The organism is Bacillus sp. FSL K6-1338 (assembly GCF_038006965.1).
Lineage (GTDB): Bacteria > Bacillota > Bacilli > Bacillales > Bacillaceae_G > Bacillus_A > Bacillus_A thuringiensis_S.
Genome location: NZ_JBBOWI010000001.1, coordinates 583,569 through 600,705, shown reverse-complemented (window position 1 = coordinate 600,705; position 17,137 = coordinate 583,569). Strand labels below are relative to the sequence as shown.

Sequence of the window (17,137 nt, the reverse complement as noted above, 5' to 3'; positions counted from 1 at the left end):
TTTGTAATTAAAAAAAGTATAAGCGACTTATACTAAGTCGCTTATACGTAAAACTCTATTTTCTTTTGATCAACACATCTTAATTTACTTACAGGTCTTCCCACATGTTGGTACATCATTTCGTTTTCTAACACCCCAATGTCAGTCAAAAACATTACATATTTTCGAATAGAAACTCTTGAAATTCCAACTAATTGTGCCATTTCATCTGTTGTAAACACTCTTCCATTCAGCGACTCGATCTTCTGCCAAATTAATTGCAACGTTTGCTTCGTTAACCCTTTCGGAAGCTCTTTAGTGACAGTAGGCTCTCTTTTTTCTTTTTGTAAAATTAACGAATCTAATTCCGATTGACTAATTTTTTGTTGTTCTTTCATGAAAGTAAATTTTTCTCGATATATAGTTAATGCCTCTTTAAATCGTTCAAATGTAAATGGTTTAATTAAATAATCTACAACTCCATATTGTAATGCTTTTTTAATACTCCCCATATCATGTACAGCTGAAATCATCATTATATCGATTTCTTTTTCTTGGTTCCGGATATACATTAAAAGCTCAAACCCAGTCTCTTCAGGCATAAAAATATCAAGTAATACTAAATCCACTCGTGATGTCTCTAATACTTCTATCGCCGACTTTACTGAGTTAACTGCTTGAACAAGTTCAAACCCTCCTACTTGTTCTAAATAGTGCGTATTTAACATTGCTACCATCGGGTCATCTTCTACAATTAAAACTTTAATCATATTTGCCTCTCATCCCTACCTTTAGGTATTTCAATTGTTATCGTTGTTCCCTTTCCTACTAATGAATGCATATGAATTTCCCCATTTATTCGCTGTATACTTTCTTTTACAAGATACAAACCATAACCCCGGTTATCTCCCTTTGTGGAATAACCTTTCGTAAATAATTCCTCTATTTCTTTTTCTTGTATACCTTTTCCCGTATCTTGTACTGTAATAGTTAATATATCCCCATGTTGTATCTCAATTTCAACTTGCTTCTTTTCACAATTCGTCACTGCTTCTAATGCATTATCAATTAAATTTCCGACAATCGTAATAAGTTCATGAGTAATACTTTCATCATCTATTTCCGGCATATAAGAATCTTCACTTATAATTAATTTTATATTTTTCTCTCTAGCATAGCTGAGCTTACCTAGTAAAAAACCAGCAAATACTGGACTTTTTATTCTTTTCATAACTCCACCAATTTCATATTGATGCTCTGATACCATACCGCTTATATACTTCTGTAATTCTTCATACTGTTTCATATGTGTAAGCCCTAATACGACATGCATCTTATTCATAAACTCATGAGATTGTGCCCGTAATGCTTCTGCATATAGTCTAATACCAGTTAGTTCCTCTGCTAGTTTTCTAATCTCTGTTTTATCACGAAATGTTGCAATTGCACCCACTATTTCTCCTTTTACATATAAAGGAACTCGATTCGTCACAATCGTAATTCCATAAATATTTTGTTCTTCGTTTAATTGTACTTCTCCCGTTTGCAATACTTCTTTTATACGTGAATTTGGCATATACAACTCAACATCTTTACCGATAAAATTTTCTTCAAGTCCACTTTTTTTAAATAGACGTTTTGCTTCATTATTAATTAACGTTACTCTAGCCTCTTTATCTACAGCAATGATCCCCTCCTTTACAGATTGTAGCATCGTATTTCTTTCTTCAAGAATTTTTGCTATCCTGTGCGGCTCAAGACCGAATAAACTTTTCTTGATATGTCTAGCTAGCAATATTGCTCCTATAATTCCGACTAATACTCCAACTCCGACACCAATATAAATGATATGTCTACTTTCCTTAACTCTCTCTTTTACATTATCTGCTGAAATACCAACGGCCACTGCTCCAAGTTGTTCACCTGTTTCAGAAAATATTGGTACAAACACTCGCATGGAAATACCTAAAGTTCCTTCTGCTAACGATACATGTTCTTTTCCTTTCAATGCAGGCCCTTCGTCCCCACCAATGAAATGACGACCTATTTTTTGAGGATCTGGATGAGATTTTCTTATTCCATCCATGTCCATAACTACAATAAATTGAACACCTGTGTTTTTTAATATCCTATTTGTATACGTTTGGATTGCAGGAGTATCCGCTTTCCCAACCAAGCCATTGATTACAATTGAATCATTCGCCACAATGTGTGCAATTGTTTTTGCTTTCTCTGCTTGGCTATCCTCCGTCGCCCGTTCTACATTATGACTAATTAATATATCTGTCACAAGTAAAGAAAAAATTACAACTGTACAAACTAACAATGTAATCGTTTTCCACAAATTCCATAGTCTTTTTCTTTTTTTCATCCCGTTAATGACTCCCCTAATTGCTGAATAGAAAAATAAGTAAGGTGATATTATTTTCACCTTACTTATCTGCTGTTATTATACTTTAAATTTACTAGTCATCGCTTGTAGTTCTTCGGCCATCCCAGCTAAGTTTTGCGAAGCTGAACTAATTTCCTCCATTGAATTAACCTGTTCTTCTGTTGAAGCTGCAACACTTTGCATACTAGCTGTATTTTCTTCTGCAGCCGCTGCAATTTCATCAATAGCATTTGTCACTTCATTTGCATCTCCAGCAATTCTCTTCGTTGTTTCTACCATTTGATTAACTTGAGAAACAATATGTGTAGTAGAACTTAAAATTTCCGTAAAACTTACTTTCGTTTTTGTTACAACATCAAGGCCTTGTTGAACTTCTCCATTCACATTATCCATTGCCTTAACAGTATGTTCAATATCCGCCTTAATTTCTGCAATTAAATTTGCAATCTCTCCAGATGACTCTCCTGATTGCTCTGCTAATTTTCTAACCTCATCTGCTACAATAGCAAATCCTCGACCCTGTTCACCTGCTCTTGCTGCTTCAATAGCCGCATTTAAAGCTAATAAGTTCGTTTGAGTAGCTATGTTTTGAATTGCTTCAGAAATAGCTCCTACTTGCTTTGATTTCTCATCAAGAAGTTTAATAATAGCATCTGACTCGGATACCGACCTAGAAATAGACTGCATTTGTTTTGCAGTTTGTTCAACTAAATCTTCTCCCTCTTCAGCTCTTTCTCTCGCATGTAATGAGGAAATAGAAATTGACTCTGCGCTTCCGGTTACATCTTGAATTGCTGTATTTACTTGTTGTAATGTAGCCGCACCTTCTTCAACACCTTGACTTTGTGATTCAGCCCCACCTGATACTTGTTCCATTGCAATTGTAATTTGATCTGTCGCATCATTTGCTTGCTGTACGCTCGCTGTTAACTCCTCAGCCGATGCCGCGACATGTTCTGCTGAAAAGCTAATTTGGGTAATAACATCTTGTAAAGACGTAGACATTTCATTAAATAAAGTCCCTAATTTCCCTATGTCATCCTTAGAATGGATTGTAATTTTCTCTGTTAAATCTCCCTTACTAATTTTATATGCTGATTCAGCTATTTTTCGTAATGGCCCTGTAATAGACCTTGTAATGAAATAAATTAATACACTACCAAATGCAATAGCGATAGCAATAACAATTAAAGTCTTATAAAACACTGGACTGGCAGCTTGGGTAATTTCTTCATCGAACATAACTCCAACTACTTTCCAGCCGGTTTTTTCATTTGTTGCAAAGATTAAATTCTTTTTATCATCTTGTTCTGTATAAGACACATTTCCTTGTTTATCTTCATAAATTGGTTTAACCCAAGGATCAGTAACTTTCGCACCTGGTTTTCTAGATGGATGACTAACAATTTGCTTATTTTGATCTAAAATAACTGCATAACCTTTTTCACCAATGTTAATCATTTTGGAAATTTTTAAGATGTTATCTAAATTTAAGTTAATTCCTATAACACCTTTACCATCTTTTACTTCTTTCGCAATGGTCACTACCATATTTTTTGTAGATGCTGATTGATATGGTGCAGTAACAATTACTTTCCCTTTATTTTCATGTGCTTCTTTATACCAAGATCTATCTGTTGGATTATACCCATCAGCCATTTGGATAAATGGTTCTCTTATAAACTTTCCCGTCTGCGTTCCAATATAAATACCTTCTACTTCTGGATGAAGCTTTATATATTGTGCTAACTTCGTTCTCACTATCTCTTCTTGTCCATTTGGATATGTATCCTCTGTTAAGATGTCTGCAAAATACGTCGCATCAACAAATTTCTCTTCTATATTTTGAGAAATAACAGTATTTAAAACTGAAATATTCTCCTTTGCTTTATCTGTCATTTGATGTTCAAAATTTGTTTTGGCAGTTTGATATGAAACACCACCGATAATAATTCCTGGTATAGTTAAAATAATAAAAAATGAAATGATTAATTTTTTCTTGATACTCATACATTTAACCCAGTTAAATATTTTTTGCATAATAAGCCTCCTTTATGTAATGTGGATACTTGTGTCATTTTATACAATTAACATACATAAAACAATATATAATGATAACATGTAAATTTTTCGTCAATTATGCATTTTTCCATATTCACTCCTTAATAAGGATTTTAATCATAAAATAAGAGAACTTTAGCATTATATATACTAAAGTTCTCTTATTTCTCAACAGCTTCTACTCTAAAAAATTTCTCTTATAATCTTCAATCTCTATCCTTCGCCTTATAGTCATCTTACTAAAACTCTTCATCCTAATTTATTTGGAGCTCTTTACATAACTAATTGCCTGACTCCCCATTTGCACCCATGCCTGTTCAAAGCTTTCTCTCGGTACTTTTACATCTAAGCTATCCTCAAGTGGATCTCGAATATATACAGATTCCTGATCATACCCAATAAGTACAATACAATGTTCATTATACGTAATAGAAACATCTCCACTATTTGTTTCCCATGTAGTAAATTCATCTTCATCTAATGGTGCAAATGTTGCATTCGTAATCATGACTACCGGTTTCCCTGCTTTTACACTCTTATAAATCTCTTCTATATTCTTCCCAGTTAAGTCTACAGCTTTATTAGGTAAATATTTTTCTGCTAACTGAAAAAGTGGCCCATGATATACACCATATCCTGATTCAGAGAATGTATAAATATTACCTACAAATCCTTCATTCGGATTCCCGCGCACACCATCGTCTATAAAATCAACTTTTTTTATTTCATTTGCTAATGTCATCTTATCCACTGAAACACCAGCGTATTGTAACATCATTGCTAAACTTGTCACTTCACAGCCTCTATCCAATTCTGGTAACTGCTGAATTAATGGAACATTTGATAAGATGACTTTTTCATCGTTATTACTAAACTCCGTTTCTTTTCCTCTTTGTATATTTGAGAATGTAAACTTCTCTACATACTTTGGAATTCCATTTGTATATACACTCCATATTGCTGCACCTAGTAAAGCTGTACATATATACCACTTCAATTTTCTTATCACTTTCACGCCCTTATTAATTCGTTAAATAAGAATAAAATGCGTCAGCATCCGTTCTAATCATCGGTACAAAATTTAGTTCTTTTCCTTTTTCAGGCTGATCTTTTTTTATCTTTTCCGCTAACTCTTGAATATTCATATTCATTTTATCCATATTAAGCTCATCTGCCATTTGTAGCACCTTTTGTTCATTAATTTCTTTTAATATTTGATATATATCTTTACCGTACAAATCAATATGATATTTTTTTGCTTCTTCCTGTACTTTTTGTTCGTACACTTCTTGTGCTAACTCTTCAATTTCTTTTCCTTTTTGAGAAATGTCTAACTTTCCTGCTTCTTCTCTTACTTTCGTTCCGTAGATTTCTTCCGCGATGTCTTCAATTTCTTTTCCATCTGTAGAAATGCCTAATTTATCTGCTTCATCTTTAATTTTAATCGTATTAATTTGAGTAATTAAATCTACAATTGATGTATTCTCTATAGATATACCTAGCTTTAACGCTTCTTGCTTTACTTTTGTTTCATAGATTTCTTCTGACAGCATCCCAACATCTTTTCCTTCAATCGAAATACCTAACTGCTCTGCTTCCCTTCCTACTTCTGTTTCATGAATTTCTTTTTCTAATGTAATTTGTTCTTTTCCTTCCGTTTCAATACCTAGTTCCTCTGCTTTTTCTTCTGTATGCACTGCATGTATCTTACCATTGTTCAATTGTTCTTTACTGCGCTGCATGTAATCTGTCTTTCCTTTTTGTGTTTCAGAAGGAGAGGCACCCCCTAATATGCTTAAACTCATTACTCCAATAGTGAATACCGTCATCATTTTCTTTTTCAAAATTAATTCCTCCCTCTTACACTTTCTTTTTCAGCATTCCCATAATTTTTTTAATACTATACATACATCTCATCGCTGCTTGAGATAACATTATGATTGATAAAATCCACTCACATACACCTAGTCTCTTCTTCATGTAACGAACGTTCTTTATGCCATACATAATATAAATAGTTTCTTAACTTTCCCTTAAAAAAAAGACGACCTTGTAAAAACAAGATCGTCTTCTTACTTATATTTTTTGATTTTTAGGAAAAATCACTTCAAAACAAGTGCCATTTCCCCATCTGCTCTCTACTGATATTTTTCCATAATGCTTTTCTACAATCCAATTTGCGATTGAAAGACCTAATCCAGCTCCTTCTGACGTACTTCTTGCTTTATCCCCTTGATAAAAACGATCAAATAATTTCGGAATATCTTCTTCTTTCACTCCTATCCCGTCATCCTTCACCTGTATACGAATTGAACTACTCGTTTGCGTACAATCTATTTGAATATGCCCACCTTCGTTTGTATACTTCATCGCATTATCTAACAGTATGACCATCATTTGATGAATCCGCTCTCTATCCCCCATAAAAGATACACCACGTTCTACTTTTAGTATCATTTCTTTTTCCTGATAAGAAGCAATCTCTTTATATGGAGCTACTATTTCTTCTAACAATTTATCAAGTTCAAATGTTTTCTTATCCATCTCAATTTGATTAGAATCAGAACGTGCTAGCAATAATAAATTACTAACGAGTTTCGATAACCGCCTACATTCTTTTGAAATTGTAGAAATATCCATCGCTTTTTCTTCTATCGTAGCGGATGGTGATTGGAATAACACATCCGTTTTTGATTGAATAACTGCAAGCGGTGTCCTTAGTTCATGTGATGCATCAGAAACGAATTGCTGCTGTTTCTCCCATGAATTTTGAATAGGTACAAGTGCTCTGCCAGCTAGGAAAAAGCCGATACCTATCGCACAGAGGCTTCCTATGCTACAACCTATAACGAGGATTAAAAATAAAGTATTTAACATTCTTTCTTCCGCTGTTATATCTCGCACGATTTGAACTATTTCTCCATCTTTTTGAAGCGAAAATGCTCTAAAATATCGTCCTTGTACTTCAATATCTTGTAACTCCCCTAATTTTTTTGGAGAAAACTTTTCCAAATTCTCTTCAAAAATAGAACGGAATTTACGGTTATCGCCCTCTATTTTCACTATTTTCCCATTCCAAGTTATTCTAGTTACTCGCGGATCTCCAATCTGGATATTCTCTATGCGTTTTCTTGGTGGTATTTTAACATCTAATTTTTCTCTATACTGAGCCATCATTTTTATAGATTGATCCACTTCATTATAAATACGCTTATATGTGTATGAATAAATAATACTGCCTAATATACCTATTAATAGGATAAATACTAATGAATTCACTATAGTCAAACGAATGCGTGTCTTTTGAAACATACTTCCTTTTTTCATTGTTCTTTTAATATATATCCAATACCTCGAACGGTTTGAATATCTTTCTGATAACCGAATGGCTCTAATTTTTTACGTAAATGATGCACATACACTTCTACAATTGCTACTGTCGTATCTGAATCAAATCCCCAAACACGATCAAAAATTTGTTCACGCATTAAAATCTTCCCGCTATTTTGAATGAGATACTCTAGTAGCTCATATTGTTTCAATGTCAACTTAATACCTTGTCCATCTACTTGAACGTCTTTATCTTTTCCGAACAATTCAATCCCTTTATAGCGAATCGTTTGCTGCGTTGTTAAACTACCACTTCTGCGTAGTAAAGCGCGAATTCTCGCTTTTAATTCAGGGGCCTGAAATGGCTTAACGATATAGTCATCTCCACCAAAGTCCAATCCCTTCACCCGATCTTCTAAAGAATCTCTCGCTGTCAAAAACAGGACTGGTGTTTCAATCTTTTCATCACGTATTTTTTGAATCACTTCAAATCCGTCCATCCCTGGCATCATCACATCCAACAAAATTGCATCATATATATTTTGAAGCGCTAAAAACAATCCATCTTCTCCATTTATTGCCGTATCTACTTCAAATTCATCACGCAAAATTTGTACGATAGACTCTAATAACGAAGTATTATCTTCTACTACAAGTAAGCGCATGCTCTCACCTTCCATCAAATAGTTCAATTCTATTTATTATTACATTTCTTCTCTTCATAACAAAAGAATGTAGTTATATTACGTAATTTCATTTTCAACTATTTCCTTCTAAAATTTTGAAATTTTATTATAAAAACTTTGTCTTAAATTTACCTTAATAAAAAATTGAAAGAAATAAGATTCCTCTTATCTCTTTCAATTTTTTATTACATATACCTTTTTACTTGGCAACTCCAAACAATTTAGCTGACCACCATACACAGCCCCGCCATCAATTCCAATAATACGATTACTACCAAAATACACTCCGCAATCCTCACTACTATGAAGCGTTTTTGTTTCCGTATGCCCAAATACAACAACCTTTTCACCGCTATATCCATTATGAAATTCATTACGGATCCACATTAACGTATATGGTTCAGATTCAGAAACTCGTTTCATCGGCTCAACCCCAGCATGTACAAATATATACTCTTCTGTTTCAATGTAATGATCTAATTCTTGAATAAACTTTATATGTTCCTCTAATACAGAAGATTGTAAAATCGGTTTTTGGAAGTCTTTCTCATTAACCACAATATCTTCTTCTAGAAATCCATAACTATATAATGTCTTATCTCCACCATTTCTTTTTACCCAATGGTTCCATGAACGTTCCTCATTTGTCGTTAACGCCTTAATCATCATATCTTCATGATTTCCTTTTAAAATGAGAGCTCCCTCTTCTTTCAATTCTTTTACCTTTTCAATTACAGCACGCGCATTTGGACCACGATCTACATAATCTCCCAGTAAGATTAATTGATCCTGTTTCGCATCATATTGAGCTTCTTTCAACAACTGTTCGAACTTTTCTATTTCTCCATGAATATCACTAATAACAAGAATTCTTTTCATATTATCCCCCCTCTTTCTAATTATAGTTCAAAACAACGGAAAATTCCGAATCTTAACCTTGAATTAAATTTATCTCGCATTAACGGGCAGTAAGACCCCCACCTCAAAATTCAGCAGAAGCAAAGAAGTTAGGTGGGGGTAGGGCTGCCCGTAAAAGCCCGATTGGTGAGGGCTAATAATCATTGGGGGATGAAGAAAAGCCCCATTGATTAAAGTTTCACTTTATTACAAACTAAACTATTATCCTTACAACAATGTAAGTCTCTTGTCATCCAATTCGATAGTTGTAATTACTGTATCTCCTTATACTGAGAGTAAGAAATGAAACAAAAAACAAGGAGAGATGAGAGATGAAAAAAGTAATGGAAGTTGTAGTAGCGATAGTAGAGGTTTTCGTAAATGGTAAACAAGTCGCAATGGAGTTGAATAAATAATGAAAAGGACAACATTCACTCTAGACCCTTTACTCATATAAAAGAGATAAGACTTCATCATTTCTTTGATCCCTTATCTCCCTATAAAGAAAGCCGTATCCCTTTTAAGGATACGGCTTTCTCTTATTTTTGACTCGTACGAGCTGAAATGCTAATTGCTCTATCTGTTGCTTTGGCAGCTTCATCTAACGCCTCTTTACTATTCTTTCCGTCATACATTGCTTCCAATGCTTTTACAACTGCATCTCGTGATTCTGGGAATACACTAATTAAAGCACCTTGTGTTGCTGGAGATTGCTTCGTCGCTTGCAGTTGATCTACTGTTACTTTCAACTGTGGATATTTTTCATATTGCTCTTTTACTAACGGCTCATTATATGCATCTGGATTAATTGAGAAATAGCCTGTTGCCGTATGCCATTTCGCTTGTACGTCTGGCTTCGTTAAATATTTCATAAAGTCCCAAGCACCTTGTTGCGTTTCTTCTGAAACCATATTCGTCATCCATAATGATGCGCCTCCAATGACAACACCATTTTGTTTCGAATCCTCTGGATATGGAATATATGAAACACCTACATTAAACTTAGATGCATCAATTAAATCACGAACACCTGCTGAAGAATCTAAATACATAGCAACTTGTCCAGACTGGAACGCAGCACGAATATCATCCCAACTTGCTCCATACTTTCCAAGTGCGCCAGCTTTATTTAAATCATCTAACATTCCAAATACTTTCTGTCCTTCTTTACCGTTAAATACCGCCTTCTTTGCAGCATCTTTACGGCCGTTTTCGTTATTTACATATAAAGCACCTTGTGTCGCTAACAACTCTTCAAAGAACCAACCATAGTTAAGCATGGAGAATCCATATTGTTTTACATTTCCGCCTTCTTTAATCGTTAACTTTTTCGCTGCTTCTTGTAATTCCGCATATGTTTTTGGAGCTTTCTCTGGATCTAAGCCCGCCTTTGCGAAAGCATCTTTATTATAAATTAATACTGGTGTAGATGAATTAAATGGCATAGAATACATTTTTCCATCAACTGAATAATAATTTGTAATTGCTTTTTCTAATTTTGACGTATCGTACTTATCTTTTTTTATCCAGCTATCAATTGGTGTGATTTTTTTGCTATCAATCATATATTTCGTTGTAATTTCACTCGATTGAACAAGAGCTGGCGCTTCTTTCGTTGCAGACATCGTTCTAAATTTCGTTAAAGACTCTTCATATGTCCCTTGGAACTCTGCCTTTATCTCGTATTTATTTTGCGACTTATTATAGTCTGCAACAAGACCCTCTAGTACTCCTTGTGTTTTTCCACCCATCGCATGCCAGAAGCGAATTACTGTTTTATCACCATTTTTTTCAACTGGTGCTACTTTTGCCTGTGCTTCAGGTTTTCCCTCTGTTTTACTATTTGAACAAGCGACACTAGATAATGCCATTGTTGCTACCATTAATAGAGCAGCACCTTTTTTTACTAGATTCATTTAAATCTCACCTTCTCTTAATTATTTAATTGCACCTTTTGTTAATCCTTGTTGTAATTGCTTTTGCCCTAAAAATAGTAAAATCAATGTTGGAATAACGATAACCGTAACACCGGCCATTACGCTTCCCCAATCAGTTGCAACTTCTTGAGACTGAAGCTGCTTCACACCGATTTGCACTGTTCTTACTTTTTCATCAGTGGTCACTAAAAGTGGCCATAAATACATATTCCATGTTGTTAAAAAGCTATATACTCCAAGCGTAATAAAACTCGTTTTACAATACGGAATTACAACGCTGAATAAAAACCTTACATTTCCAATCCCTTCAATAAACGCAGCTTCTTTTAGTTCATTCGGAAGTGTCATAAAATGTTGACGTAACAAGAAAATACCGAAAGCTGTTGCAAAAAACGGCACTGTCATCCCGGCGAAACTATTGATCCAGCCAAAGTTTTGAATCGTTAAAAAGTTAGGCACCATCGTTGCTTCCCACGGAATCAGCATCGTTGAAATAAACAGGAAGAAAATTAAGTTTCTCCCTTTAAACTGAAGAAAAACAAAAGCATAAGCTGCTAAACTTGATACGATAAGTTGTCCAATCATAACGACTGTCGATACAATTAAACTGTTATATAAGTATGTAAAAAGTGGTACTTTTTGAAAAATATTAATGAAATTATCAAAAGTAAACTGGGTCGGAAATAACCTTCTCATTTGAATATCGTCTGGTGTCATAAAACTTATTAAAAATGCATACAGTACAGGAAAAAATACCATTACTGCACTAATAATGAGCAGCATGTATAATAGGAAATTTTGTTTCCACTGTTTAACAATCATTTATAATGCACCTTTCTCTCAGCAAACTTAAATTGAAGTAATGTAGCAACGAAAATGAAAACAAATAATACCATCGCTTGTGCACTTGCTGTTCCAAATTGATGATTCACAAACGCCTCTTTGTAAATCGAGTACACAATCAAATTCGTTGCATCATTCGGTCCACCGTGCGTTAAAATATCAATTTGTCCAAAACTTTGGAACGCACTAATTAACGTTACGGTTACAATAAAGAATAAAGTTGGCGATAGCATCGGTAATGTAACACGGCGAAGCTTATATAAATAACTAGCACCATCTATAGATGCACTCTCATATAAAGACGTATCGATATTTTGTAAACCACCTAATATAACTAAAAATGCAAACCCTGTATTCACCCAAACTGTTGTAACTGATACAGAGAATAGTGCCCAGTCCGGACTCGTTAACCATGCGATTGCAGGAAGATTCATAGCGGCTAATATATTATTAAATAATCCTACACTTGGATGAAATAAAAATAGCCAAATCACTGCACTAGCAGCTACTGATATTCCCATCGTCGAAGAAAACAGAACTCGGAATAACCCAATACCTCTTACCTTTCCATTTGCAATCAATGCAAGAAACAAAGCAAATATAATACTCGTAGGCACTGTATATAAAACAAATAGTAAAGTTGATTTTATACTTTTGTAGAAGGCTGGATCAGAGAATAAATATTGATAATTTTCTAAGCCAACGAAAAGATTAGCTTCTCCATGTATATCGGTTAAATAAAAACTATAGTAAATCGTCCTAAACAATGGATAGAACAGAAAAATCGAAAATAGCAAAATAGATGGCGCCAAAAACAATAATCCTATTCTTAAATCTTTCGTTCTCCCCCATAATTTTTTCTTTTTTGACACCTTTGTTTGAACTGGTAACTTACTTACTTCGATCATTATTTCGCCACCACTTTCAACTCTTCTTCAGCTACCACTTTTAAGCGTTCATTCGTGTTTTCGTTAAAGAAGCATAACTTTTCTTGCGAGAATAATAATTTTACTTTGTCACCTTTGTTCAAGAGTAACTGTCCGATGACTTTCGCACTCCAAATTGTTCCATTTACCGCAAAGTTTAATATAGATTCATTCCCTAATACTTCTACAGATTGCAGCGTCACTTCTTGTCCTTCCTCAGACAGTGCAATATGCTCAGGACGCATGCCTATACGAATTATTCCTTCTGGTAATTGCTTTAACTGTCCAATAGATAATGGAATTTGCAATTTCCCTATATGTAATACACCTTTTTCTTTATCCACTTCTCCATCATTTATATTCATAGAAGGAGAACCTATAAAGCTTGCAACAAATTCGTTTGCTGGTTCGTTATATATGTCAAGTGGTGTTCCAACTTGCTGTATACTTCCTTTATTTAAAACCATAATACGATCTCCCATAGTCATCGCTTCTATTTGATCGTGGGTAACGTAAATCATCGTAATTCCTAATCGCTGCTGAATTTCTCTAATTTCAATTCTCATTTGCGCACGTAATTTCGCATCTAAATTCGAAAGTGGTTCATCCATTAAACAGATTGGTGCTTGACTCACGATCGCCCTAGCAAGCGCAACACGCTGTCTTTGTCCGCCTGATAATTGGCCTGGTTTCATTTTCACATACTCTTTCAGTCCTACCATTTCAATAGCTTCCATTAATCGCTTTTGTCGCTCTTCTTTTTGTACTTTTCTTACCTTAAGTCCAAATAAAATATTTTCTTCTACAGATAAGTGTGGATATAATGCATAATTTTGAAATACCATTGATAGATTACGGTCTTTCGGCTCTAGATCATTTGCAACACGTTCATTAATAATTAAATCTCCCGAAGAAATCTCTTCTAAGCCAGCGATCATTCGTAATAATGTGCTTTTCCCGCATCCCGAAGGTCCAACTAAAACAAAAAATTCGCCCTTCTTAATATGAACCGATACGCCTTTAACCGCTGTCTCTTCTGCATTTTTATATACCTTTGAAACATTTTTCAATTCAATCACAAAGTTGCACTCCTTTTTTCTTCATGTATCCATACTTCATAATGACTTGTTGAAATCGCACTTGCTCCTGCACGAATTGCAATTTCCGCATCTTCTCGCGTTTGAATCAGCCCGCCTGCAATAATAGGAAACTCTATTTCCTCTGCTAGCTGTTTAATTATAGAAGGCATAATCCCCGGCATAATCTCTACTGCATTTGGTTTAGTCGTTTTACAATTTTCAATTGATTTAGTAAGGGATAAAGTATCTACAATAAAAATACGTTGAATTGTTTTCAATCCAATTTTATTAGCATTTCGAATTGTCGAACCCTTTGTTGAAATAATACCTTGTGCCCCGATAACATCTTCAATATACAAAAGTGCTTCCTCTGTATTCGTATTTAAGCCTTGTATAAAATCACAATGAAGAAATACATCATGTCCATGTTTCTGCAATTCATATACACGCTCTGGTAATTCCAGCATTGAACCAGTCATAAGAAAAACTGTTTTCGGCAATTTTTTGTATGCTTTGTATCCTTTCCAATCCTTTATCATCGCAATATAAGATTCTTTAAACATTCATTCCACCTAACTGTTCTATTTTTATCCAAACTAAAAACACCTACTTACATAGAACGCCTTTCTCCTTATTTGAACTCTAGAGAATAGAGCACACCTAAGAAAGTGGCACATTATATGTAAGTGGGTGTTCTCAAATGTTCTCTACCCTAGTTATTTTGTTACCTTTACTATATTACGCATTTATTAAGTCAGTTTTGATAGATTGTTAATTAGGTGTTAACCGAATGTTAATATTCACCATATCACTATTTACATTAATCTAGATATTAAAATATAAACAAATAGAACGAAACAATACTTAAAATTCAATCAATATGTAAATTCATTCCATAGTTAATTAGTTTTAGTTTTCTCGCAACTGCTTGTGAAGCATAATTATCCCAAGAAGTACTATAAAGTGGAATGCGTTTTTCTTCTTGTAATGATATCGCCCAGGCTGTAACAACATCAGTACCATATCCGTTCCCTTGAAACTCCGCTAAAGTTTCCACACTTGCCTCAGCAGCTACGGGCGTACTTCTGGCACTGCAACAAACAGAAACTACCTTTTCATTTTTTACAATTGCAAAATAAGGTTTCCTCCATTCCATCTGTTCTATTAGATTAGGAAAATTTTCTCGCAAAAGCTCTCTATTCTTCTCAGTTATTTGTATTGTTCTAGTCGGCTTATGTAAATTACTATGAAACATGAAAGCAGGACCCATCCAAATATTTTTCACTGTTCTTTCTTCATTTAATACATTAATAATCTTTGCTATCTCTATATGCTTTGAAGGTTCTTGAATTAACTTCTCAATCTTACTTACCGTTTCATCATCCACATTACAATGATATCTCGTTATACTCCCTTCACGAGTTCTGCCAAGAAAAAAACGTGGTGCTTTCGGATTTCCTTGTTCATTTACATATTTCATTTTTCCGACTTGATTATGAACAAACAAAACCTCTACCTGAATTACTATTAAATCAAGTTCTGAGAGCCTCATTTTTATCCTCCTTATTTACTCCATATACCATCCATTCATAATCTATTTTTCATGTTCAAAACAAAAATCCCATTCAAATACACATTACTGAATCCATCATACTAACTGATTTCTTCATTCTGTCTATCTAAATGGGATTATTTTTCGTTTTTTACTCTACTGGTTGTTGTGGCTGTACTACTTCATTTGCTCCAGCTACCCTCAACATATTTACAATATCTTTAAAACCTCTTTTTTCAGCGTATTGCAGTGGCGTCAGATGTTCCTTGTTAGCCATATTTACATCTGCACCGTGATCAATAAGCAATTGAATTACTTTCTTATGGTTTTCACTACCATTTCCTAATACAATTGCTTCTAATAGCGCTGTTCCACCACGTTCATTTTTATAATTCACATCAATATCTGTATGCTCTAATAATTCTTTAACAACCTCTACATGGCCACGCTCAGATGCAGAAATAAGTGCTGTTCCACCTGACTTAGTCGTTTCTTTCGTATTAACTCCTGCATTAATTAATACTTTTACAATATCCGTATATCCTTCTCTACTTGCATAAAGAAGTGGATTACTTTTTTTCTCATCTTTAATTTCAATATTAGCACCTGCACCAATTAATGCTTTAACTGTCTCTACATGATTTTGGTACGTCGCTGCAAGGACAGGCGTTTCTCCGTTGTCACCTTCTACGTTTATATTCGCTCCATCCTGAATCAACTTCATAGCTGTCTCTGTGTCTCCAAGAGTAGCTGAAAGTAACAACTGTTTGTCCATTAAATTTATACTTTTCTCTTCTTTAGATTCTTCCTGTTCTTTATGCTTCTCTTTTTTCTTTTCATTTTTCACATGAACCGGTTTCGATTCTGGTTCTTCTTGCTTATCGCAAGCCACTACCGTCATTAAAAGTCCTAATAAAATACATAATAAAATTTTTTGTTTTCTCACAACTACAGCTCCTATGAAAGATAATGTTTTCTTAACCATTCCTCCATCACATACAATAACTCTTCTTGAGTACATTTATCCATAAGCCCTTTAGATTCCTTCTTTAATCAGATTATCTTAAGCTTATACTATGTTTCTCAACCTATTGAAATGATACGCCTGATGGCCCCATCATTAACATTATGAAGCAATTAGTTTAGCACGTTTTTACCGCATTTGTATACATTTCTAAAAAGTACATAAAGTGAAACTTTAATTAGTGGGGGTTTTGTTCATCCACCACTAATTATTAGCCCACACCAATCGGGCTTTTACGGACAGTTGATCTCCACCTAAATTCTTTGCTTTCACTAAATTTTGAGGTGGGGATCTTACTGCCCGTTAATGCGGGATAAATGATTGCTTTAGGTTACTATATTCCATTGTAACCGTTCTTCTAAAAATTTTACACCTTTTCTATATTTGCACCTGAGTAATAATAGAAAAAGACAACTATATAGTTGTCTTTT

Annotated in this window: 15 protein-coding genes and 1 pseudogene; all 16 read right to left on the bottom strand. The window is 34.3% G+C overall.

Features of this window, described 5'->3' with window-relative positions; all coding sequences use genetic code 11:
- Positions 1–41: 41 nt before the first annotated feature.
- The 16 genes and pseudogenes from NZ044_RS03185 to NZ044_RS03115 all read right to left on the bottom strand — a co-directional run bounded on the left by NZ044_RS03185 (position 42) and on the right by NZ044_RS03115 (position 16,703).
- Positions 42–749 (bottom strand): response regulator, encoded by a 708-nt coding sequence (locus NZ044_RS03185; RefSeq protein ID WP_000598691.1) that lies wholly within the window; start codon positions 747–749, stop codon positions 42–44.
- On the bottom strand, positions 746–2,350 hold the full coding sequence (locus NZ044_RS03180; protein WP_000746398.1) for a sensor histidine kinase: 1,605 nt from the start codon (positions 2,348–2,350) through the stop codon (positions 746–748). Before NZ044_RS03180 ends, NZ044_RS03185 begins: the two co-directional genes overlap by 4 nt.
- 78 nt (positions 2,351–2,428) lie before the next feature.
- Positions 2,429–3,247 carry a methyl-accepting chemotaxis protein gene (locus NZ044_RS30790; RefSeq protein ID WP_434166820.1) on the bottom strand — a complete coding sequence of 273 codons (819 nt, stop codon included), beginning with the start codon at positions 3,245–3,247 and terminating at the stop codon, positions 2,429–2,431.
- Positions 3,248–3,367: 120 nt separating this feature from the next.
- Positions 3,368–4,270: pseudogene (locus NZ044_RS30785) on the bottom strand (HAMP domain-containing protein); the annotation flags it as partial.
- Positions 4,271–4,691: 421 nt separating this feature from the next.
- Positions 4,692–5,447, bottom strand: coding sequence for a C39 family peptidase (locus NZ044_RS03170; protein ID WP_003255893.1), 756 nt, complete (start codon positions 5,445–5,447; stop codon positions 4,692–4,694).
- A gap of 7 nt (positions 5,448–5,454) precedes the next feature.
- The gene (locus NZ044_RS03165) at positions 5,455–6,276 is read right to left on the bottom strand and encodes a transporter (protein ID WP_098505647.1); all 822 of its coding nucleotides are present in this window, start codon (positions 6,274–6,276) and stop codon (positions 5,455–5,457) included.
- A 232-nt stretch (positions 6,277–6,508) separates the two neighbouring features.
- Entirely contained in the window at positions 6,509–7,759 is a 1,251-nt protein-coding gene (locus NZ044_RS03160; protein ID WP_000715828.1) for a sensor histidine kinase, read from the bottom strand.
- Positions 7,756–8,427: a response regulator transcription factor gene (locus tag NZ044_RS03155; protein ID WP_002162940.1), complete on the bottom strand. Its 672-nt coding sequence runs from the start codon at positions 8,425–8,427 to the stop codon at positions 7,756–7,758. The genes NZ044_RS03160 and NZ044_RS03155 overlap by 4 nt, the downstream gene beginning before the upstream one ends.
- 195 nt (positions 8,428–8,622) lie before the next feature.
- On the bottom strand, positions 8,623–9,327 hold the full coding sequence (locus NZ044_RS03150; protein WP_000821983.1) for a metallophosphoesterase family protein: 705 nt from the start codon (positions 9,325–9,327) through the stop codon (positions 8,623–8,625).
- A gap of 557 nt (positions 9,328–9,884) precedes the next feature.
- Entirely contained in the window at positions 9,885–11,261 is a 1,377-nt protein-coding gene (locus NZ044_RS03145; protein ID WP_001055010.1) for an ABC transporter substrate-binding protein, read from the bottom strand.
- Between the two features lie 21 nt (positions 11,262–11,282).
- Positions 11,283–12,104: a carbohydrate ABC transporter permease gene (locus NZ044_RS03140; RefSeq protein ID WP_000635948.1), complete on the bottom strand. Its 822-nt coding sequence runs from the start codon at positions 12,102–12,104 to the stop codon at positions 11,283–11,285.
- Entirely contained in the window at positions 12,101–13,033 is a 933-nt protein-coding gene (locus NZ044_RS03135; RefSeq protein WP_000573802.1) for a carbohydrate ABC transporter permease, read from the bottom strand. Before NZ044_RS03135 ends, NZ044_RS03140 begins: the two co-directional genes overlap by 4 nt.
- Positions 13,033–14,130, bottom strand: a complete 1,098-nt coding sequence (locus tag NZ044_RS03130; RefSeq protein WP_000571381.1) for an ABC transporter ATP-binding protein — start codon at positions 14,128–14,130, stop codon at positions 13,033–13,035. The genes NZ044_RS03135 and NZ044_RS03130 overlap by 1 nt, the downstream gene beginning before the upstream one ends.
- On the bottom strand, positions 14,127–14,693 hold the full coding sequence (locus NZ044_RS03125; RefSeq protein ID WP_000472047.1) for a glycerol-3-phosphate responsive antiterminator: 567 nt from the start codon (positions 14,691–14,693) through the stop codon (positions 14,127–14,129). The genes NZ044_RS03130 and NZ044_RS03125 overlap by 4 nt, the downstream gene beginning before the upstream one ends.
- Before the next feature lie 308 nt (positions 14,694–15,001).
- A complete protein-coding gene (locus NZ044_RS03120; protein WP_001239734.1) occupies positions 15,002–15,682 on the bottom strand; it encodes a GNAT family N-acetyltransferase in 681 nt (226 codons plus the stop codon).
- 151 nt (positions 15,683–15,833) lie between these two features.
- The gene (locus NZ044_RS03115) at positions 15,834–16,703 is read right to left on the bottom strand and encodes an ankyrin repeat domain-containing protein (protein ID WP_000287334.1); all 870 of its coding nucleotides are present in this window, start codon (positions 16,701–16,703) and stop codon (positions 15,834–15,836) included.
- Positions 16,704–17,137: the final 434 nt, after the last annotated feature.

Excerpts from the sequence above, each read along its gene's own strand:
- NZ044_RS03185 (WP_000598691.1), bottom strand. The coding sequence starts at position 749 with ATGATTAAAGTTTTAATTGTAGAAGATGACCCGATGGTAGCAATGTTA.
- NZ044_RS03180 (WP_000746398.1), bottom strand. The coding sequence starts at position 2,350 with ATGAAAAAAAGAAAAAGACTATGGAATTTGTGGAAAACGATTACATTG.
- NZ044_RS30790 (WP_434166820.1), bottom strand. The coding sequence starts at position 3,247 with ATGGAACAAGTATCAGGTGGGGCTGAATCACAAAGTCAAGGTGTTGAA.
- NZ044_RS03160 (WP_000715828.1), bottom strand. The coding sequence starts at position 7,759 with ATGAAAAAAGGAAGTATGTTTCAAAAGACACGCATTCGTTTGACTATA.
- NZ044_RS03155 (WP_002162940.1), bottom strand. The coding sequence starts at position 8,427 with ATGCGCTTACTTGTAGTAGAAGATAATACTTCGTTATTAGAGTCTATC.
- NZ044_RS03150 (WP_000821983.1), bottom strand. The coding sequence starts at position 9,327 with ATGAAAAGAATTCTTGTTATTAGTGATATTCATGGAGAAATAGAAAAG.
- NZ044_RS03145 (WP_001055010.1), bottom strand. The coding sequence starts at position 11,261 with ATGAATCTAGTAAAAAAAGGTGCTGCTCTATTAATGGTAGCAACAATG.
- NZ044_RS03140 (WP_000635948.1), bottom strand. The coding sequence starts at position 12,104 with ATGATTGTTAAACAGTGGAAACAAAATTTCCTATTATACATGCTGCTC.
- NZ044_RS03135 (WP_000573802.1), bottom strand. The coding sequence starts at position 13,033 with ATGATCGAAGTAAGTAAGTTACCAGTTCAAACAAAGGTGTCAAAAAAG.
- NZ044_RS03125 (WP_000472047.1), bottom strand. The coding sequence starts at position 14,693 with ATGTTTAAAGAATCTTATATTGCGATGATAAAGGATTGGAAAGGATAC.
- NZ044_RS03120 (WP_001239734.1), bottom strand. The coding sequence starts at position 15,682 with ATGAGGCTCTCAGAACTTGATTTAATAGTAATTCAGGTAGAGGTTTTG.
- NZ044_RS03115 (WP_000287334.1), bottom strand. The coding sequence starts at position 16,703 with ATGTACTCAAGAAGAGTTATTGTATGTGATGGAGGAATGGTTAAGAAA.